Source organism: Curtobacterium sp. MCSS17_006, assembly GCF_003234215.1.
In the GTDB taxonomy this organism is placed as follows: domain Bacteria; phylum Actinomycetota; class Actinomycetes; order Actinomycetales; family Microbacteriaceae; genus Curtobacterium; species Curtobacterium flaccumfaciens.
On sequence record NZ_QKSO01000007.1, the window covers coordinates 101,284 to 118,208 of the forward strand.

General features: G+C 71.8%; 15 protein-coding genes and 3 tRNA genes. 13 read left to right on the forward strand and 5 right to left on the reverse strand.

Translation table 11 applies throughout. The features are described 5' to 3' along the window. The first annotated feature begins 21 nt into the window (after positions 1–21). Positions 22–1,713, forward strand: coding sequence for a 2-succinyl-5-enolpyruvyl-6-hydroxy-3-cyclohexene-1-carboxylic-acid synthase (gene menD / locus DEJ21_RS08765; RefSeq protein ID WP_309146988.1), 1,692 nt, complete (start codon positions 22–24; stop codon positions 1,711–1,713). Positions 1,714–1,798: 85 nt separating this feature from the next. Here the strand turns inward: menD and DEJ21_RS08770 are convergent, their stop codons facing one another. Continuing rightward, positions 1,799–3,058 carry an isochorismate synthase MenF gene (locus DEJ21_RS08770; RefSeq protein ID WP_111224344.1) on the reverse strand — a complete coding sequence of 420 codons (1,260 nt, stop codon included), beginning with the start codon at positions 3,056–3,058 and terminating at the stop codon, positions 1,799–1,801. A gap of 86 nt (positions 3,059–3,144) precedes the next feature. Here DEJ21_RS08770 and DEJ21_RS08775 point away from each other — a divergent pair, with 86 nt between their 5' ends. From DEJ21_RS08775 to DEJ21_RS08790, 4 genes are all read left to right on the forward strand, one after another. Then, complete coding sequence (locus tag DEJ21_RS08775) at positions 3,145–3,936, forward strand: demethylmenaquinone methyltransferase (protein ID WP_111029382.1); 792 nt, start codon at positions 3,145–3,147, stop codon at positions 3,934–3,936. 31 nt (positions 3,937–3,967) lie between these two features. Beyond that, a complete protein-coding gene (locus DEJ21_RS08780; protein WP_027466355.1) occupies positions 3,968–5,044 on the forward strand; it encodes a polyprenyl synthetase family protein in 1,077 nt (358 codons plus the stop codon). 82 nt (positions 5,045–5,126) lie between these two features. Next, the gene (locus DEJ21_RS08785; protein ID WP_111022240.1) at positions 5,127–6,500 is read left to right on the forward strand and encodes an FAD-dependent oxidoreductase; all 1,374 of its coding nucleotides are present in this window, start codon (positions 5,127–5,129) and stop codon (positions 6,498–6,500) included. 5 nt (positions 6,501–6,505) lie between these two features. Further along, complete coding sequence (locus DEJ21_RS08790) at positions 6,506–7,621, forward strand: heparan-alpha-glucosaminide N-acetyltransferase domain-containing protein (RefSeq protein WP_111224345.1); 1,116 nt, start codon at positions 6,506–6,508, stop codon at positions 7,619–7,621. A gap of 37 nt (positions 7,622–7,658) precedes the next feature. Here the strand turns inward: DEJ21_RS08790 and cls are convergent, their stop codons facing one another. Next, positions 7,659–9,119: a cardiolipin synthase gene (gene cls, locus DEJ21_RS08795; RefSeq protein WP_111224346.1), complete on the reverse strand. Its 1,461-nt coding sequence runs from the start codon at positions 9,117–9,119 to the stop codon at positions 7,659–7,661. 39 nt (positions 9,120–9,158) lie between these two features. Beyond that, entirely contained in the window at positions 9,159–9,647 is a 489-nt protein-coding gene (locus tag DEJ21_RS08800; protein WP_017888627.1) for a YajQ family cyclic di-GMP-binding protein, read from the reverse strand. 137 nt (positions 9,648–9,784) lie between these two features. Here DEJ21_RS08800 and DEJ21_RS08805 point away from each other — a divergent pair. From DEJ21_RS08805 to DEJ21_RS08825, 5 genes are all read left to right on the forward strand, one after another. Then, positions 9,785–9,869: transfer RNA gene (locus DEJ21_RS08805), tRNA-Tyr, on the forward strand. 58 nt (positions 9,870–9,927) lie between these two features. Then, positions 9,928–10,758: an inositol monophosphatase family protein gene (locus DEJ21_RS08810; RefSeq protein WP_111224347.1), complete on the forward strand. Its 831-nt coding sequence runs from the start codon at positions 9,928–9,930 to the stop codon at positions 10,756–10,758. Between the two features lie 148 nt (positions 10,759–10,906). Beyond that, entirely contained in the window at positions 10,907–12,064 is a 1,158-nt protein-coding gene (locus DEJ21_RS08815; RefSeq protein WP_111224348.1) for a M23 family metallopeptidase, read from the forward strand. A 93-nt stretch (positions 12,065–12,157) separates the two neighbouring features. Further along, positions 12,158–12,229: transfer RNA gene (locus tag DEJ21_RS08820), tRNA-Thr, on the forward strand. A gap of 32 nt (positions 12,230–12,261) precedes the next feature. Then, a tRNA-Met gene (locus DEJ21_RS08825) sits at positions 12,262–12,335 on the forward strand. A 92-nt stretch (positions 12,336–12,427) separates the two neighbouring features. Here the strand turns inward: DEJ21_RS08825 and DEJ21_RS08830 are convergent. Together DEJ21_RS08830 and DEJ21_RS08835 are read right to left on the reverse strand one after the other, a co-directional pair. Further along, positions 12,428–14,323 carry an ABC transporter ATP-binding protein gene (locus tag DEJ21_RS08830; protein ID WP_111224349.1) on the reverse strand — a complete coding sequence of 632 codons (1,896 nt, stop codon included), beginning with the start codon at positions 14,321–14,323 and terminating at the stop codon, positions 12,428–12,430. A gap of 112 nt (positions 14,324–14,435) precedes the next feature. Then, positions 14,436–14,834, reverse strand: a complete 399-nt coding sequence (locus DEJ21_RS08835) for a hypothetical protein (RefSeq protein WP_071406316.1) — start codon at positions 14,832–14,834, stop codon at positions 14,436–14,438. Between the two features lie 131 nt (positions 14,835–14,965). Here DEJ21_RS08835 and DEJ21_RS08840 point away from each other — a divergent pair, with 131 nt between their 5' ends. From DEJ21_RS08840 to DEJ21_RS08850, 3 genes are read left to right on the forward strand one after another with little or no spacing between them, the layout of a single operon-like run. Further along, positions 14,966–15,415 (forward strand): MaoC family dehydratase N-terminal domain-containing protein, encoded by a 450-nt coding sequence (locus DEJ21_RS08840; RefSeq protein ID WP_082047026.1) that lies wholly within the window; start codon positions 14,966–14,968, stop codon positions 15,413–15,415. Further along, a complete protein-coding gene (locus tag DEJ21_RS08845; protein ID WP_111224350.1) occupies positions 15,412–15,837 on the forward strand; it encodes a MaoC/PaaZ C-terminal domain-containing protein in 426 nt (141 codons plus the stop codon). The genes DEJ21_RS08840 and DEJ21_RS08845 overlap by 4 nt, the downstream gene beginning before the upstream one ends. Positions 15,838–15,839: 2 nt before the next feature. Further along, a complete protein-coding gene (locus DEJ21_RS08850; protein ID WP_111224351.1) occupies positions 15,840–16,868 on the forward strand; it encodes a UDP-N-acetylmuramate dehydrogenase in 1,029 nt (342 codons plus the stop codon). Positions 16,869–16,925: the final 57 nt, after the last annotated feature.

Genomic DNA, 16,925 nt, shown 5'->3' on the forward strand with positions numbered 1-16,925 from the left:
ACGGACACCGCGCTCGCCCTCCTGCAGGAACTCGTGCGTGCCGGCGTCACCGACGTCGTGGTGAGCCCCGGTTCGCGGTCCCAGGCGCTCGCACTCGCGGCGGTCGCCCTCGAGCGCGCCGGCGGGCTGACCGTGCACGTGCGGTTGGACGAACGGACCGCCGGGTTCTTCGCACTCGGGCTCGCGGTCGAGACGCACCGACCGGCAGCGGTGGTGACGACGTCGGGCACCGCGGTGGCGAACCTGCACCCCGCCGTGCTCGAGGCGCACCACTCCGGCGTGCCGATGATCGTGCTGAGCGCCGACCGTCCCGACGAGCTGCGCGGCATCGGCAGCAACCAGACCACCGTCCAACCGGGGATCTTCGGCCAGGCCGTCGCCTTCGTCCGCGACGTCGAGGCCCCGTCGTCGCACGGCGTCGACGCCTCGGTCCGCGACACCCTGCGCACCCTCGCCCGCCAGGCGGTCGCCGCGGCAGCCGGACACACCGGACAGCCCGGACCCGCGCAGCTCAATGTCGCGTTCCGTGAGCCGCTGTCCGCCGGACTCGCTCCGGAGCACGTCGGCCCCGTGCCCGAGGACGAGGTCGACCTGGCGTTCGCGACCCGCCGGGCGCACACGGGTCTGCCGGTCGCCGAACTCACCCCGGACGACGAACCGGGCACCGTCGTCATCGCCGGGCACGACGCCGGCGAGGACGCCGAGCGGATCGCCTGGGAACTCGGGGCGCCGCTCCTCGCTGAGGTCTCGAGCGGCGCGCGCTTCGGCCGCAACCTGGTGGTGGCCTACCGCGAACTCCTGCGCGACGCCGACCACGGCGGCGCCGTCCGCCGAGCCGTCGTGCTCGGCCACCCGACCCTCAGCAGAGAGGTCCCCGCGCTCCTGCAGCGCGACGGGGTCGAGACGATCGTCGTCCGGGGACCGGCGGCCGACCCCTTCGACCCGGCCCGTTCCTCCCGACCGGACGCCACGACCACCTTCGTGTCCGACGTCCGCGTGACGGGGCGGCCCCGGCCGGAGCACCGCGCGTGGGTCGGCCGCTGGGTCGGCGCCAGCCGCCGGATCCTGGGGGACGGCGACGCCGGCCCGGACCTCGACGCCAAGCGCTCCGCCGACCGCGCCGAGCGGAACAAGTTCCTGCGTGACGAGGTCGCGCTCCGTCGCCGACCCGTCGACCGGGCCATGCTCGCCGAGGCCGTCTGGGGCGTGACCTGGCCGCACGACCGGCTGGTCCTCGGGGCGTCGCAGCTCATCCGTGAAGCCGACGCCCGGGTGCTCGGCAAGAAGATCCGGGTGCACGCGAACCGCGGGCTCGCGGGTATCGACGGCACCGTCTCGACCGCACTCGGCATCGCCGCGGCGCTCGAGCAGTCCTCCGCCTCCGTGGGCACCACACGCGTGCTCCTCGGCGACCTGACCCTGCTGCACGACCTCGGAGCGTTCGTCACCGGCACCGAGGAACGCACCCACCGGGTGCAGGTCGTCGTCGGCAACGACCACGGCGGCGCGATCTTCCGCGGGCTCGAGGTGGCGAAGACCACGCCCGAAGCCGACATGCGGCGGATGATGTCGACCCCGCAGCACGTCGACGTCGAACGGGTCGTCACGGGCCTCGGGTGGGAGTACCGCCGGGCGGCGACGTGGGGTGACCTGGAGCGGGTGCTCACCGACCCAGCCGAGCGGGTCGTGATCGAGGTCCCGCTGGCCGACTGACCGGCCAGCGGCTGTCGGGGACCGCGCGACCGCGAGGGTCGCGAGACCGCGCGGATCGCGCGACCACGTGGGTCGCGCGCCTGCCTCAGGCCAGCGCGTCGGTGATCGGCCGGAACTTCAGGGCCGTCTCGGCGACCTCGCGCGCCGGCTCCGAACCGGCGACGATCCCGGCCCCCGCCCAGGCCCGCACGGTGCCGTCGTCGTCGATCCGGGCGCTGCGGAGCGCGAGCATCCACTCGCCGTCGCCCGTCGCGCTCATCCAGCCGACCGGCCCGGCGTAGCGGCCGCGGTCGACGCCCTCGAGCTCGGCGACGAGCCGCACGGCCACGTCCGTCGGGGTCCCGGCGACCGCGGCCGTCGGGTGCAGGGCGTCGGCGACGTCCAGCGACGTGGTGTCAGGCGGCAGCGTGGCCTGCACGTCGGTCGCCAGGTGCCACAGGTTCGGCAGCTGCAGCCGGAACGGTTCGGCGTCGGCGCGCAGGTCCGTCGCGAGCGGTGCGAGTGCCGCGAGCAGACTGTCGATCGCGAAGGTGTGCTCCTCGACGTCCTTGGCGCTGCTGGCCAGGGCCTCGGCGGCGGCCCGGTCGGACACCTCGTCGGTGCCCCGGGCGGCGCTGCCGGCGAGCACCCGTGCGGTCAACCGCGTGCCGTCGGTGCGGGCGAGGGTCTCGGGGGTGGCGCCGACCAGTCCGTCCACCGCGAAGGTCACGCACTGCGGGTAGGCGGTCGCGAGGTCGAGCAGGACCGCCCGTCGATCGGCTCCCGGCGGCAGCGTGCCGACGAGGTCGCGGGCGAGCACCACCTTGCGGGCATCCCCGGCCACGATGCGGCGGACCGCCTCGGTCACGTTGGCGGCGTAGGTGTCCTCGTCGATGTGCCCGGGACGCAGCGCGACGGACACGTGCGGCCCGACGTGGGGGACCGGGACCGAGGTCCGGGTGAAGGCCAGGGGCTCCGCGCCGAGCGTGGTGTCGATCGCGGTCAGCCAGGCCTTGCCGCGACGCCGACCGAGGACCACCCGGGGCACGATGAGCATGCTCTCGTCGGCGGAGTCGTCGGCGAAGGCGAACGACCCGAACGCGACGAGCCCCGAACCGCGCAGCTGCACCGGGTCGTCGACGACGGCGGTCTCGACGATGCTGCGCCAGAGGGCCGCGGCGTCCCGCATCCGGTCGGGGCCGGTGAACGTGAACCGGAGCGCCTCACCGATGCCGACGATGCCGTCGCCGTTCCGGACGAAGGCGAGGGGACGGTCGCGGAGCGTGTGGCGGAGGACGGCGCCCGGGTCGTCGAGGATCCGGGTCGAGACCGTCAGCGGGGGCGCCGCCGTGGTGGTTCGGGTCACGGCTCCGATGCTACGCGCCGATCCCGCACCGCCCGGGTGGCTGCGAGTCCGGTGAACGCTCGGTCGGGACCTCTAGGATTGATCGTGTGAGCAGAGCGGACCTGAACAAGCGCCCGGACGAGGTGGCGGCGATGTTCGACGACGTCGCGGCCAAGTACGACCTCACCAACGACATCCTGTCGGCGGGCAACGCCCCGCTGTGGCGTGTCGCCACGGTCCGCGCGGTCGACCCGCAGCCCGGCGAGAAGGTCCTCGACATCGCCGCGGGCACCGGGACCAGCGCAGCGGCCTTCGCCAAGAAGGGCGCCGAGGTCACCGCGCTCGACCTGTCCGCCGGCATGATCGCCGTCGGCCGCGAACGCCACCCCGAGATCACCTTCGTCGAGGGCGACGCCGAGCAGCTGCCCTTCGACGACGACACGTTCGACGCCGTCACGATCTCGTTCGGGCTGCGCAACGTGAACGACCCGAAGCAGGCGCTCGCCGAGATGCTGCGCGTCCTGAAGCCCGGTGGCCGCGTCGTCATCTGTGAGTTCTCGACGCCGCCCCGCGCCCTGCTGCGCCTCGGTTACGGCACCTACCTGAAGCGCGTGCTCCCGGGCATCGCGCGGCTCTCGAGCAGCAACCCGGCCGCCTACCGCTACCTCGCCGAGTCGATCGACGCGTGGCCCGACCAGCAGGTGCTCACCCAGTGGCTCCGCGGTGTCGGCTTCTCGGTGGTCGCCTACCGCAACCTGACGGCCGGTATCGTCGCACTGCACCGTGGCCGCAAGCCCGTCGCCGACACGGTGCGCGAGTCCGCGGCACGACGTGCGAAGGCCCGCCGTGACCACCAGAACACCGGCGAGCAGCCGCGCGTCGACCCGGCCGCCGACTGACCGGTCACCACCCCCGAAGACGGAGCAGCACTTGAATCCGAGCGTCCCGGTCGCACGTCGCGCGCCGAGCCTGCGCGCATCGCTGGGCATCGGCGAGCGGTTGTTCGCCACGCCCGCCGACCGACGCTTCATCTCCGCGGTCGACGACGGGCTCGAGCTCGTCGAGCAGGGGCTCGAGGACGCCATGCGCTCGACCGACACCCTCGCCGACACCACCAGTCGGTACCTGCTGTCCGCCGGTGGCAAGCGCATCCGTCCGACCCTGACGCTCCTCATCGCGCAGCTCGGTGACGGCGTGACGGACGCCGTGGTCAAGGCCGCGGTGAGCATCGAGACCACGCACCTGGCGTCGCTGTACCACGACGACGTCATGGACGAAGCGCCCGTGCGCCGCGGGGTCCCCGCCGCGCAGATCACCTACGGCAACAACGTGGCGATCCTGACCGGTGACCTGCTCTTCGCCCGCGCCAGCCTCATCACTGCCGACCTCGGCACCGAGGGCATCCGGATGCAGGCCGAGACCTTCCAGCGCCTCTGCATGGGGCAGCTGCACGAGACCACGGGGCCGCAGCCGGACGACGACCCGCTCGAGCACTACATCCAGGTGCTCAGCGACAAGACCGGCTCGCTCATCGCCACCGCCGCCCGCGCCGGCGTGATGTTCTCCGGTGCCGACCGCGCCTACCTCGACGCCGTCGGTACCTTCGGCGAGAAGGTCGGCGTGGCCTTCCAGCTCGTCGACGACGTCATCGACCTCGCCCCCGCGACGGACAAGACCGGCAAGATCGCCGGCAACGACCTGCGCGCCGGCGTGGACACCCTGCCGGTCCTGCAGCTGCGCCGGATGGCCGCGACCGACCCGTCCGCGCAGCACCTGGTCGAGCGCATCGAGCGCGACGTCAACGGTGCACCCGACGACGTCGTCGACTCCGCGCCGTACCAGTCGGCCGTCGCCGCGCTCCGCGAGCACGAGGCCACCGCGGCGACCCGAGCCGTCGCCGTCGCCTGGGCCCGCGAAGCCGTCGCCGCCCTCGCCCCGCTCCCCGACGGCACCGTGAAACGGGCACTCACCCGCTTCGCGGACTCCGTCGTCGACCGAAGCCGCTGAACACCCCTCCCGACGGCGCACGCACTGCGGCCCGGTCGGGAGGCCCCCGGGAACCCCCACCCGAACGAACTGGAGACGATCAGTGCCCACCCTCCGACTCGCCATCGTCGGCGCCGGCCCGGCTGGCATCTACGCCGCGGACATCCTGCTGCGCGAGGCCCACGGCTACGACGTGTCGATCGACCTGTTCGAGCAGCTCCCCGCGCCCTACGGTCTGGTCCGGTACGGCGTCGCCCCCGACCACCCGCGCATCAAGGGCATCATCAACGCCCTGCGCGACGTCCTCGACCGCGGTGTCGTCCGGCTGTTCGGCAACGTCCGCTACGGCGAGGACATCACCCTCGAGGACCTCAAGAAGCACTACAACGCGGTCGTGTTCTCGACCGGCGCGATCAAGGACGCCGACCTCGACATCCCCGGTGTCGACCTCGACGGCTCGTACGGCGCCGCCGAGTTCGTGAGCTGGTTCGACGGCCACCCCGACGTCCCGCGCACCTGGCCCCTGAACGCCGAGAGCGTCGCGGTCATCGGCGTCGGCAACGTCGCCCTCGACGTCTCCCGCATCCTGGCGAAGCACGCCGACGACCTGCTGCCGACCGAGATCCCCGCGAACGTCTACGAGGGCCTCAAGGCGTCGCCCGTGACGGACGTGCACGTCTTCGGTCGCCGCGGCCCGGCGCAGGTGAAGTTCACGCCGCTCGAGCTCCGCGAGCTCGGCGAGGTCCGTGACGTCGACATGGTGGTCTACGACGAGGACTTCGACCACGACGAGGCGTCGAAGACCGCGATCGCGACGAACAAGCAGGTCATGGTGATCAACCGTGTCCTCGAGCAGTGGCGCACGCGCGAGGTCGGCCAGGCCAGCCGCCGGCTCCACCTGCACTTCTACGCGAAGCCGATCGAGTTCGTCGGCGACGAGCAGGGCAAGCTGACCGCCATCCGCTACGAGCGCACCCGTCCGAACGGCGAGGGCGGCGTCGAGGGCACCGGCGAGATCCGCGAGATCCCGATCCAGGCCGCCTACCGCGCGGTCGGGTACTTCGGTTCCCCGCTCCCCGATGTGCCGTTCGACGAGCGGCACGGTGTCATCCCGAACCACGAGGGCCAGGTCCTCGACGACGACAACCAGCAGATCCCCGGCGTGTACGCCACCGGCTGGATCAAGCGCGGTCCGGTCGGGCTCATCGGGCACACGAAGTCCGACGCGATGGAGACCGTCCAGCACATCGTCAACGACCAGGCGAGCTGGTGGACGCCGGAGGACCCCTCCGACGAGGCGATCCCGGCCCTGCTCCGCGAGCGCGGCGTCGAGTACACCGACCTCGAGGGCTGGCACCACCTCGACACCCACGAGCAGGCGCTCGGTGCGGTCGACGGGCGCGAGCGCATCAAGGTCGTGCCGCGCGACGAGATGATCGAGGTCTCGCTCGGACGCGTCGACACCCCGACGAGCTGACGACCATGACCGACACGCGCCCCGTCCCGCCCACAGCGGTGCGGGGCGCGTCCGCGTCGGGGATGCGGCTGCAGGGCGTCGACGTGGCCCGTGCGGTCGCGCTGCTCGGCATGATGGCCGCACACATCGGCGGCATCGCGGAGCAGCTCGACTGGACCGACCCGGCCACCTGGACCGCCGTCGCCCACGGGCGCCCGTCCACGCTGTTCGCGGTCCTCGCCGGCGTCTCGATCGGTCTGACGAGCGGCCGCACCGACCCGCCCGGCCCACCCACCATCGGCCGTATCCGTGCCCGGCTCGCGATCCGCGCCGTGGTGGTCGTCGTCATCGGGTTCGCCCTGATGGCGCTCGACACCCCCGTGTACGTGATCCTGCCGACCTACGGAGTGCTGTTCCTGCTCGTGGTCCCCGTGCTCCGCGTCCGACCGGCGGCGCTGCTCGGCATCGCCGCGGTCTGCGCGGTGCTGTCGCCGCTCGCCGCGCTGACGATGGCGCCAGCCTACGCGGACGCCGGCATGATCGGCGTCCAGCTCGGCCTGGTCTACCCCGTGGTCACCTTCCTGGCGTACGTCCTGGTGGGGCTCGCGGTCGCCCGGGTCGGCCTGGAGGACCGTGGCCGGCAGGTCCTGCTCCTGGCGTCCGGCGCGCTGGTCGCCGCCACCGCGTACGTCGCCGGGTCCGTCCTCGCCCCGGCGCCGGACGACGCGGCCCTGGCGTTCCCCGGGGTCCCGTACGCGGGCGAGGCCTCGACCCCCGGCCAGGCCCTCGCGCAGCTGTTCCTGTCCCCGCGCGACCACTCGTCGTCGGTCGTCGACGTGGTGGGGACAGCCGGGGTGGCGGTCGCGGTGATCGCCCTCTGCCTGCTCGTGTTCGACGGCCGCGGGCCAGTCGCCGACCGGATCGCGTTCCCCCTGGCGGCCGTGGGGTCGATGCCGCTGACGGTGTACTCGGGGCACCTCGTGGTCATCGCGATGCTGCCGACGTACCCCGAGTCGGCCGAGGCCTGGGGCTGGTTCGCCCTCGGCTCGGTGGTCTTCGCGATGCTGTGGCGGCGGTTCCTCGGCCGCGGCCCGCTCGAGCGGGTGGTCGGGGCCCTGGCGTCCCTCGTCCCGATGCGCTGAGCGCACCTGGCGGACCCGCACCGGGCCTCCAGGCGGGCTACTGCAGCGCCGCCGTGAGCCGCGCGACGTTGTCGAGCACCTTGGACCGGCGCGGACGGTCGACCCACTCGTCGAGCGTGAGCTCGAAGCTGTGCTCCTTGTACGCTTCCTGCACCTCGCGCAGGGCGTCCACGAAGCGGTGACCGCGCACCATCACGGAGACCTCGAGGTTCAGGCTGAACGAGCGCATGTCCATGTTGCTCGACCCGATCACCGACACCTCGTCGTCGATCGTGAAGTGCTTCGCGTGCAGGATCGTCGGCGCGCGGTACAGCCAGATCCGCACACCGGCGCGGAGCAGTCCCTCGTAGTACGAGCGCTGGGCGTGCCAGGTCATCGCGTGGTCGCCCATCTCACCGACGAACAGCTCGACGTCGACCCCGCGCTGGGCCGTCGTGGTGATGGCGTAGAGCATCGAGTCGTCCGGCACGAAGTACGGCGACGTGATCGAGACCTTCTGCTGCGCCGAGTAGAGCAGCGCGTTGAACAGGCGCAGGTTGTTCTCGCCGTCGAACCCCGGGCCGGACGGCACCACCTGGCAGTCGAGCGCGTCGCCGCGGTCGGCCCGCTGGACGGGGTCGCTCTCGCGCAGCAGCAGCTCGTCGGTCTCGCTGTACCAGTCCGTGACGAACAGGGCGTTGAGCCCCGCGACGACCGGTCCCTCGAACCGGGCGAACAGGTCCTTGTAGACCATGCCCTTCTCGACGTGGGACTTGATGTCGTAGGACGCGTCGATCAGGTTCTGCGAGCCGGTGAACGCGACCGAGCCGTCGATCACCATGATCTTCCGGTGGTTGCGGAGGTCGGGGCGCTGGAACTTCCCCTGCAGCGGCAGGAGCGGCAGCATCAGGTGCCACTCGATGCCCGCCTGGTCCATGAACGACAGGGTGTCCTTGTAGCCCGGGTAACCGCGGCTGGCCCAGTGGTCGAGCAGGAACCGCACGGTGACGCCACGTGCCTGCGCCCGCGCGAGCGCCTCGAAGAACGGGCGCGTGGTGTCGTCGAGCGTCGCGATGTAGAACTCGACGTGCACGAACCGGCGGGACTGGTCGATCGCCCGGGTCATCTCGGCGATGGACTCCTCGGAGTCGGGGTAGAGCTCCGCGGAGTTGCCACCGACCAACGGCATCGCACCGAGTTCGCGGTTCAGCCGCGTGACGCTCTCGAGCCACGCGGGCCACGGGTGGTCACGGCGGACGCGCTCGATGCCCTCGGTCTGCTCGAGGATGTACGCGTTGATCTCGGTCTGCTTCTCGCGACGGGCGCGGGGGAGCTTCGTCGACCCGATGACCAGGAAGACGATGAAGCCGATGTAGGGGATGAGGAAGATCGCGAGCAGCCACGCCGTCGCGGTCTGCGGCTTCCGGTTGATCGGGACGTAGATGATCGAGAAGACGCGGATCGCCAGGTCCAGCAGGACGAGCAGGACGGTGATGACGACGCTGAGCCAGTGCTCCACGGGGTGCCGGTGTCGGGTGTCGTTCGCAGGGGCCGCTGGTCAGCGGAAGTTGATGAACTGCAACGGGACGTCGAACTCTTCACCCTTGAGGAGCTGGATCGTGTTCTGCAGGTCGTCACGACTCTTCGACGAGACCCGGAGCTCGTCGCCCTGGATCTGGCTCTTAACCGTCTTCGGGGCGTTGGCCCGCAGGAACGCGCCGATCTTCTTCGCCACGTCCTGCTCGATGCCGTTCTTGAACTTCACCTCGATGCGGTACTCCTTGCCCGAGGGGTACGGGTCGCCGGCGTCGAGGCTCTTCAGGCTGATGTTCCGCTTGATCGCCTTGCTCTGCAGCACGTCGAGAACGGCCTTGGCGCGCTCTTCCGAGTTCGCCTTGATGAGGACGTCCTCGCCGCTGAACGCGACCGAGGCGTCGGCGCCCTTGAAGTCGTACCGCTGCTCGATCTCCTTGGCCGCCTGGTTGAGGGCGTTCTCCGCCTCCATCTTGTCGACCTTGCTGACCACGTCGAAGGAACTGTCTGCCATGCGGAACAGCCTAACGGCGGACAGGAGGCGCGGTTCCGGTCGCGCGGATCGGCCCGCGGTGGTCACGACCACCGTCAGCCATCCGCTATGCTTTTGTGCGCGCCTTCGGTTGGTGATCACACCGGCTGGGTGCGCATGGCAAGTTACCCAAGCGGCCAAAGGGATCTGACTGTAAATCAGCCGGCGTAGCCTTCGGGGGTTCGAATCCCTCACTTGCCACCATCTGATCGGCCCCGTCCACTGCGGACGGGGCCGATGGTGTTTCCGGGAGGATGGGTGCATGGCATCCGACCTCACCCCGTCCCAGTTCGCCGACCTCGCCGAGTCGATCGCCCGTGATGCAGCGGCGCTGGCCGCACGGCGCCGCGCCGAGGGGGTCGAGGTCGCGGACCGGAAGTCGAGCATCGTCGACGTGGTCACGGCCGCCGACCGTGAGGTCGAGACACTCATCCGCGCCCGCATCGCCGAGGCCCGACCGGACGACGCCTTCCACGGTGAGGAGTCCGGGTCGGCCTCCGGCGCCTCGGGCATCACCTGGGTGGTGGACCCGATCGACGGCACGGTCAACTACCTGTACGGCAGCGCCGAGTACGGCGTGAGCATCGGCGTCGTGCGTGGAGCACCCGACCCGATGACCTGGGAGCCGATCGCGGGCGTCGTCGTGGCGCCGGCGACGGGCACCGTCTTCCGCGCGGCCGTCGGCCAGGGTGCGACCCGTGACGGGGAGCCGCTGTCCGTCGCCACGCCCGGTTCGCTCGCCGAGACGCTCGTCGCCACCGGGTTCGGGTACACGGCCGACCGTCGCCGCGAGCAGGTCGCGGTGCTCGCCGGGCTCATCGGCGAGGTGCGGGACATCCGCCGTGGGGGAGCGGCGTCGCTCGACTGCTGCGCCGTCGGGGCGGGCGTGGTGGACGCGTACTACGAGCGCGGGATCAACCCGTGGGACATGGCGGGCGGGGCCCTCGTCGCGCAGGAGGCCGGCGCGGCGATCCGCATCTGGGAGGCCGGGGGGACCCGCTCCTTCCTGTTCGCGAGCCCCGCCGTCGCCGACGAACTCGAGGCCCTCGTGCGTGGGCTCGAGGCCGGTGCACTCGGAGCCGTGCGGGCCTGAGGACGCGCCGAACCCCAGGTCCGGGGGTGCCGGGAGGACATGACCACGACTGGCGACCTGCGACGTCTCCTGCTAGCGTGCTCAGGTCCCGTTACCTGCTCGTTACCAACGAGTGAGCCCTTCTCTGATCAGGATCGCCACCGCACGCATGCCCCGTACTCCTCTGTCGTCCGCTCCCACCGACGGTTCCGTCGACGCCGCCACCCCGGTCGTCCACCAGACCCGACGCGCTCGGATCGAGGCAGAGCGAGCAGCGGCGAAGGGCGCGGTCGTGGTGCAGGAGGCGCCGGACTCGACGGGTCCGAGCTTCGACGACGTGATCGGTGCGGCCACGCCGGGAACCCCCGCGGCCCCCGTGTCACCGATCGACCTCGCACCGGCTTCGCCCGCGCGTCCGGCCTCCCGCATCGTGACGCCGCCGGCCCCCACCTCGCCCGTCGTGCACGCGCAGCCGGCCGCTCCCGCTCCTTCGGTGTCGCAGCCGCGGCGGGTCGCCGGGCAGGTCCCCGCGTCGCGTCGTCGCACCAGCCGTCCGGCGCCGAAGGCCCCGGTCGACCGAGCGACCCGGCACATCCGTTCCACCACCCCCGCCAGCGCACCGGCCCCGAAGCCTGGTGCGTCGTTCCGCCGGTCGGCCTCCCGTGTGACCGCGGTCGGTGCCCTGCTCTTCGCGGCCGGCCTGGTCGTCTCGACCTCGCTGCCGGCCCAGGCGCTCTGGGTGCCCGAGTCCGGCTCGACCGCGGCCCGTGCCAGCTCGGGTGCCACCCAGTCGATGCAGGTCGGTGCCGCTGCTGACGGGTCGACCGCGCGCGACCAGTTCACGGTCTCGGACGCCACGCAGTACGCGAACGTCGACTCCTCCAGCTTCACGAACGACCCGACCGGCACGATCCAGTGGCCGTTCCTGACGGGTGTCCCGATCACCTCGGGCTTCGGCGGACGCCAGGTCGCCGGGTGCTCGTTCTGCTCGACGAACCACATGGGCGTCGACTTCGCCCCGGGCGAGGGCACCCCGATCGGCGTCATCGCCGCCGGCACCGTCATCAAGGTGCAGGCGAACGACGGCGGCTTCGGCAACGACGTCTGGGTCGAGCACGACGTCGACGGCAAGCAGTTCGTCAGCGTGTACGGCCACATGGAGGACAACTCCTTCAAGGTGGTCACCGGCCAGCACGTCGAGGTCGGCGACATCCTCGGTCTCGTCGGCAGCACGGGCAACTCCACGGGCCCGCACCTGCACCTCGAGGTGCACGTCGACGGGGTCCCGGTGGACCCGCTGGCGTGGCTCAAGACCAACGCGAACTAGCGGCCCGCAACGCGGCACGCCCGGGCGTCTCGCCCGGTTCCGGAGCAGCGTCGGAGGTCTGCTATCCTCGTGTGGTGCCGTTCGCGGCACATCGCCCCGATAGCTCAGTGGTAGAGCACCTCCATGGTAAGGAGGGGGTCGTCAGTTCAATCCTGACTCGGGGCTCCGACCCGGTGCGCGTGCCGCTCCGGATCTCTGGCGGGGTAGCTCAGTTGGTTAGAGCACACGACTCATAATCGTGGGGTCGCGGGTTCAAGTCCCGCCCTCGCTACACGCAAGGCCCTCTCGTCCAGGATCCCCTGGGTCAGGGGGCCTTCTCTGTTGCCGGCCCCACTTCGACCGCTGGGCCCACCCGCCGCGCGTTCAGTCCGCCGCCTGCACATCGGCCGCGACGTTCTCCTGCGCGGCGAACTGGGTGCGGTGCAGCTCCTCGTACCGGCCACCCGCGGCCAGCAGCTCGTCGTGAGTGCCCCGCTCCACGATCGAGCCGTCCTCGACGACCAGGATCATGTCCGCGCTGCGGATCGTGGAGAGCCGGTGCGCGATCACCATCGCCGTCCGCCCCTCGAGCGCCTCGCCGAGCGCTGCCTGCACCGCGGCTTCGGACGTCGAGTCGAGTGCCGCCGTCGCCTCGTCGAGGATGACGACGCGCGGCTGGGCGAGCAGGAGCCGGGCGATCGTCATCCGCTGGCGCTCGCCCCCGGACAGCCGGTAGCCGCGTTCGCCCACCATCGTGTCGAGCTGGTCGGGAAGGGACCGGATGAGCGGCTCGAGCCGTGCGCGGCGGACGGCGTCCCACACCTCGTCGTCGGACGCCTCGGGCCGGGCGAAGCGCAGGTTGGCGCGGATGGTCTCGTGGAACAGGTGGCCGTCCTGCGTCACCATGCCCAGGGTGTGGCGCATCGAGGCGAAGGTGACGTCGCGAACGTCCGTCCCGGCCAGACGCACGGCACCGCTGTCGACGTCGTACAGGCGCGCGAGCAACTGCGCGACCGTCGACTTGCCGGCCCCGGACGATCCGACCAAGGCGACGGTCTGCCCCGGCTCGATCCGGAACGACAGGCCGTGCAGCACCTCCTCGCCGCCGCGGGTGTCCAGCGTGGCGACCTCCTCGAGCGAGGCGAGGGACACCTTGTCGGCCGACGGGTAGGCGAACCGGACGTCGTCGAACTCGACGGAGACGGGGCCGTCGGCGATGGTGACCGCGTCGGGCTGCTCCCGGATGAGCGGTTCGAGGTCGAGCACCTCGAAGACGCGCTCGAAGCTGACCACGGCGCTCATGATCTCCACCCGCGCGTTCGCCAGGCTCGTCAGCGGCGCGTACAGCCGGGTGAGCAGGAGCGCCAGGGTGACGACCTCGCCGGTGTCCAGCCGGCCGGCGAGCGCGAGGAAGCCGCCGAGCCCGTAGACCAGCGCGAGGGCGAGCGCGGAGACGAGCATCAGCGCGGTGAAGAAGACGAACTGCAGCATCGCGGTCCGGACACCGATGTCGCGGACCCGGGCAGCGCGGACGCGGAACTCCTCGGCTTCCTCGTCGGGCCGGCCGAACAGCTTGACGAGGGTGGCGCCGGGTGCCGAGAAGCGCTCGGTCATCTGGGTGCTCATCGCGGAGTTGTGGTCGGCGGCCTCGCGGCGCAGGGCGGCGAGGCGGCTGCCCATCCGGCGCGCGGGGACCAGGAAGACCGGGAGCATGACGACGGCGAGGACGGTCACGAGCCACGAGGTGCTGAGCATGACGATCAGGGTGAGGATCAGCGCCACGAGGTTCGTGACCACGCCGGACAGCGTGCCGCTGAAGGCCTGCTGGGCGCCGATCACGTCGTTGTTGAGGCGGCTCACGAGCGCACCGGTCCGGGTGCGGGTGAAGAACGCGATCGGCATCTTCTGCACGTGGTCGAAGACGGCGGTGCGGAGGTCCAGGATCACGCCCTCGCCGATCCGTGCCGAGTACCAGCGGGTGGTCAACGACACGGCGGCGTCGGCCACGGCCACCAGGGCGATGACCACGGCCAACCGGACGATCGTCGAGACCTCACCGCGGGCGACGATGACGTCGACGACCTGACCGGCGAGGACCGGCGTCGCGACCGCGAGGAAAGCACCGACGACGGACAGGCCGATGAACACCAGCAGCTTCGCCCGGTAGGGCACCGCGAACGTCAGGATCCGCCGGACGGACGCGCGGGAGAACCCGTGCTTGCCGCCCTGCGCGGACGAGATCTTGTACAGCGAGCTCCAGGCTGCGCTCTCCATGCTCATGGCGGTTCCTTTCCGGGCCCCGGGCCCAACCTAGATGGCTGGCCGGGTCCTCGGTGACCGCTCCCGTGATGGTGCGCCGCGCGGCCACCCGCCGGGAGGCCGTCGAACCCGTCTACTGCGTGCGGTGGGAGCCGGTGTCCGTCCGCGTCGCGAGCACCCCGGCCGCACGGAACGCGTCCTCGACCGCGGCGGTGACCTGCTGCCAGGCGGCCCGACGACGGTTCGCCCCGATGCTGCCGCCGGACACGGCCGTCCCGTGCCCGGCCCGGCGCAGGGTGATCGTGGTGGTGGCACCGTCCACGACGGTCGACAGCTCGTACCGGCGGTACTCCCGAGCCGGCTGCACGAGCGCACCGAGCAGGATCGTGAGCGTCCGGCTGCCCGCCGTCGCGGTCATCGTGCCACCCGTCGACTCGACGTGGTGGCCCGTGCGGCGCAGCGCAGCGGCCGCGACCTCCATGGCCGTGCACCGGTCTCCCGTGTGCACGGCGAACTCCGTCGTGGTGTCCATCGGCCCTCCCCGTCCCGAACGAACCCGTGCCGCACGGCACGCCCCGATTCCCCCGAATCGGTCTCAGACAGTCTAGCTGATGCGTTCTCATGGATCACAGGCCCCCGGACGGGCCTCGGTAGACTGCCGTGGTGTCAGTGAACCCCGAGCTCGTCGGCAGGACGTTCCCGCCGGCCCAGCCCTACCTGGTCGGCCGCGAGAAGGTGCGCGAGTTCTCGCGTGCGGTCTTCGCGACCAACCCCGTCCACCACGATCCGGACGCCGCACGCGCCGCCGGGTACGCCGACGTGGTCGCACCCCCGACGTTCGCCGTCGTCGTGCAGGAGGCCACGCTCGCGCAGCTCCTGAACGAGCCCGACGCCGGCATCGACTTCTCCCGCGTCGTCCACGGCGAGCAGTCCTTCACCTACGACCGGCCGATCGTCGCCGGTGACGAGCTCACCGCCACCCTGACGGTCACCAGCGTGAAGACCCTCGGCGGCAACGCGATGGTCACCGCCCAGAGCACCATGAACGACGCCGAGGGGGAGCACGTCGTCACGGCGACCTCCACCCTCGTGGTCCGAGGAGACGACGCATGACCGCCGCACCCGCCACCGCGCTCGAGGTCGGCACCGTCGTCGCCGAGCGCGACGTGCACATCACGCGCGACTCGCTCGTCCGGTACGCCGGCGCCTCGGGCGACTTCAACCCGATCCACTACCGCGACGACGTCGCCGCCTCGGTCGGCCTGCCCGGTGTCCTCGCCCACGGCATGCTCACGATGGGCATCGCCGTGCAGCCGGTCGCCGAGTGGCTCGGCGACAGCGGCTGGGTCGCGGGCTACGGCGTCCGCTTCACGCGCCCCGTCGTCGTCGACCCGGAGCAGGGTGCCACCGTCGGCATCGTCGCGAAGGTCGGCACCGTCGACGAGGACGGCCGGCCGAAGCGCATCGACCTCACCGTGACCGCCGCCGGGCAGACCGTGCTCGGCAAGGCGCAGGTCACGGTGATGTTCCGCTGACCGTGTCCGAGCCGGTGCTGGCCGACCTGACGACGCTCCGCGTCGGCGGGGCCGCCACCCGGCTGCTCACGGCCGAGACGACCGACGAGCTCGTCGCCCACGCGCTCGCCGCCTTCGACGACCACGAGTGGCTCGTCCTCGGCGGCGGCAGCAACCTGCTGGTCGCCGACCAGGGCTTCGACGGCACCGTCGTGCTGGTCCGGACGACGGGCGTCGACGCCGACCGCGACGCCGACGGCGTCACCGTCCGCGTCGCCGCGGGGGAACCGTGGGACCCGTTCGTCGCCACGACCGTCGCGAACGGCTGGACCGGCCTGGAGGCCCTCAGCGGCATCCCGGGCACCGTCGGTGCGTCCCCGGTGCAGAACATCGGCGCCTACGGGGTCGAACTCGCCGACGTGCTCACCCGCGTCGAGTTCCTCGATGCGGCCACGGGGGAGCGCGCGTGGGTCCCGGCAGCCGAGCTGGCGCTCGGCTACCGCACGTCGACCCTCAAACTCGGTCGGCGCGGTGTCGTGCTGACGGTCGAGTTCCGACTCGGACTCGCGGGCGAGCACGGCGTGCCCGTGCGGTACGCGCAGCTCGCCGGTTCGCTCGGGGTCGAGCTCGGTGCGCTCGTGCCACCCACGACCGTCCGCGACGAGGTCCTGCGGTTGCGTGGCTCGAAGGGCATGGTGCTCGACGGGGACGACCACGACACCTGGAGCGCCGGGTCGTTCTTCACGAACCCGATCGTCTCGCCGGCGTTCGCCGAGACCCTGCCGACGGATGCGCCCCGCTGGCCCGCGGGCGACAACGTCAAGCTCAGTGCCGCGTGGCTCATCGAGCACGCCGGCGTGCACCGCGGGTACGCGGTGCCGGGCTCCCGCGCGGCGATCTCGTCCAAGCACACCCTCGCGCTCACGAACCGCGGCGGGGCCACGGCCGCGCAGGTGGCCGAGCTCGCACGGTTCGTGCAGGTGACCGTCCTGAACCGCTTCGGTGTCTCGCTCGTCCCGGAACCCGTCGTGGTGGGGGACCTGCTCGGCTGATCGTCCGCGCGACGGGACGGACGAGCACGACGCGCCACGGGCCTCCCGGCACGCAGA

Coding starts and splice junctions, on each gene's coding strand:
- DEJ21_RS08790 (WP_111224345.1), top strand. CDS start 6,506: ATGACCGACACGCGCCCCGTCCCGCCCACAGCGGTGCGGGGCGCGTCC.
- DEJ21_RS08800 (WP_017888627.1), bottom strand. CDS start 9,647: ATGGCAGACAGTTCCTTCGACGTGGTCAGCAAGGTCGACAAGATGGAG.
- DEJ21_RS08810 (WP_111224347.1), top strand. CDS start 9,928: ATGGCATCCGACCTCACCCCGTCCCAGTTCGCCGACCTCGCCGAGTCG.
- DEJ21_RS08815 (WP_111224348.1), top strand. CDS start 10,907: ATGCCCCGTACTCCTCTGTCGTCCGCTCCCACCGACGGTTCCGTCGAC.
- DEJ21_RS08830 (WP_111224349.1), bottom strand. CDS start 14,323: ATGAGCATGGAGAGCGCAGCCTGGAGCTCGCTGTACAAGATCTCGTCC.
- DEJ21_RS08835 (WP_071406316.1), bottom strand. CDS start 14,834: ATGGACACCACGACGGAGTTCGCCGTGCACACGGGAGACCGGTGCACG.
- DEJ21_RS08845 (WP_111224350.1), top strand. CDS start 15,412: ATGACCGCCGCACCCGCCACCGCGCTCGAGGTCGGCACCGTCGTCGCC.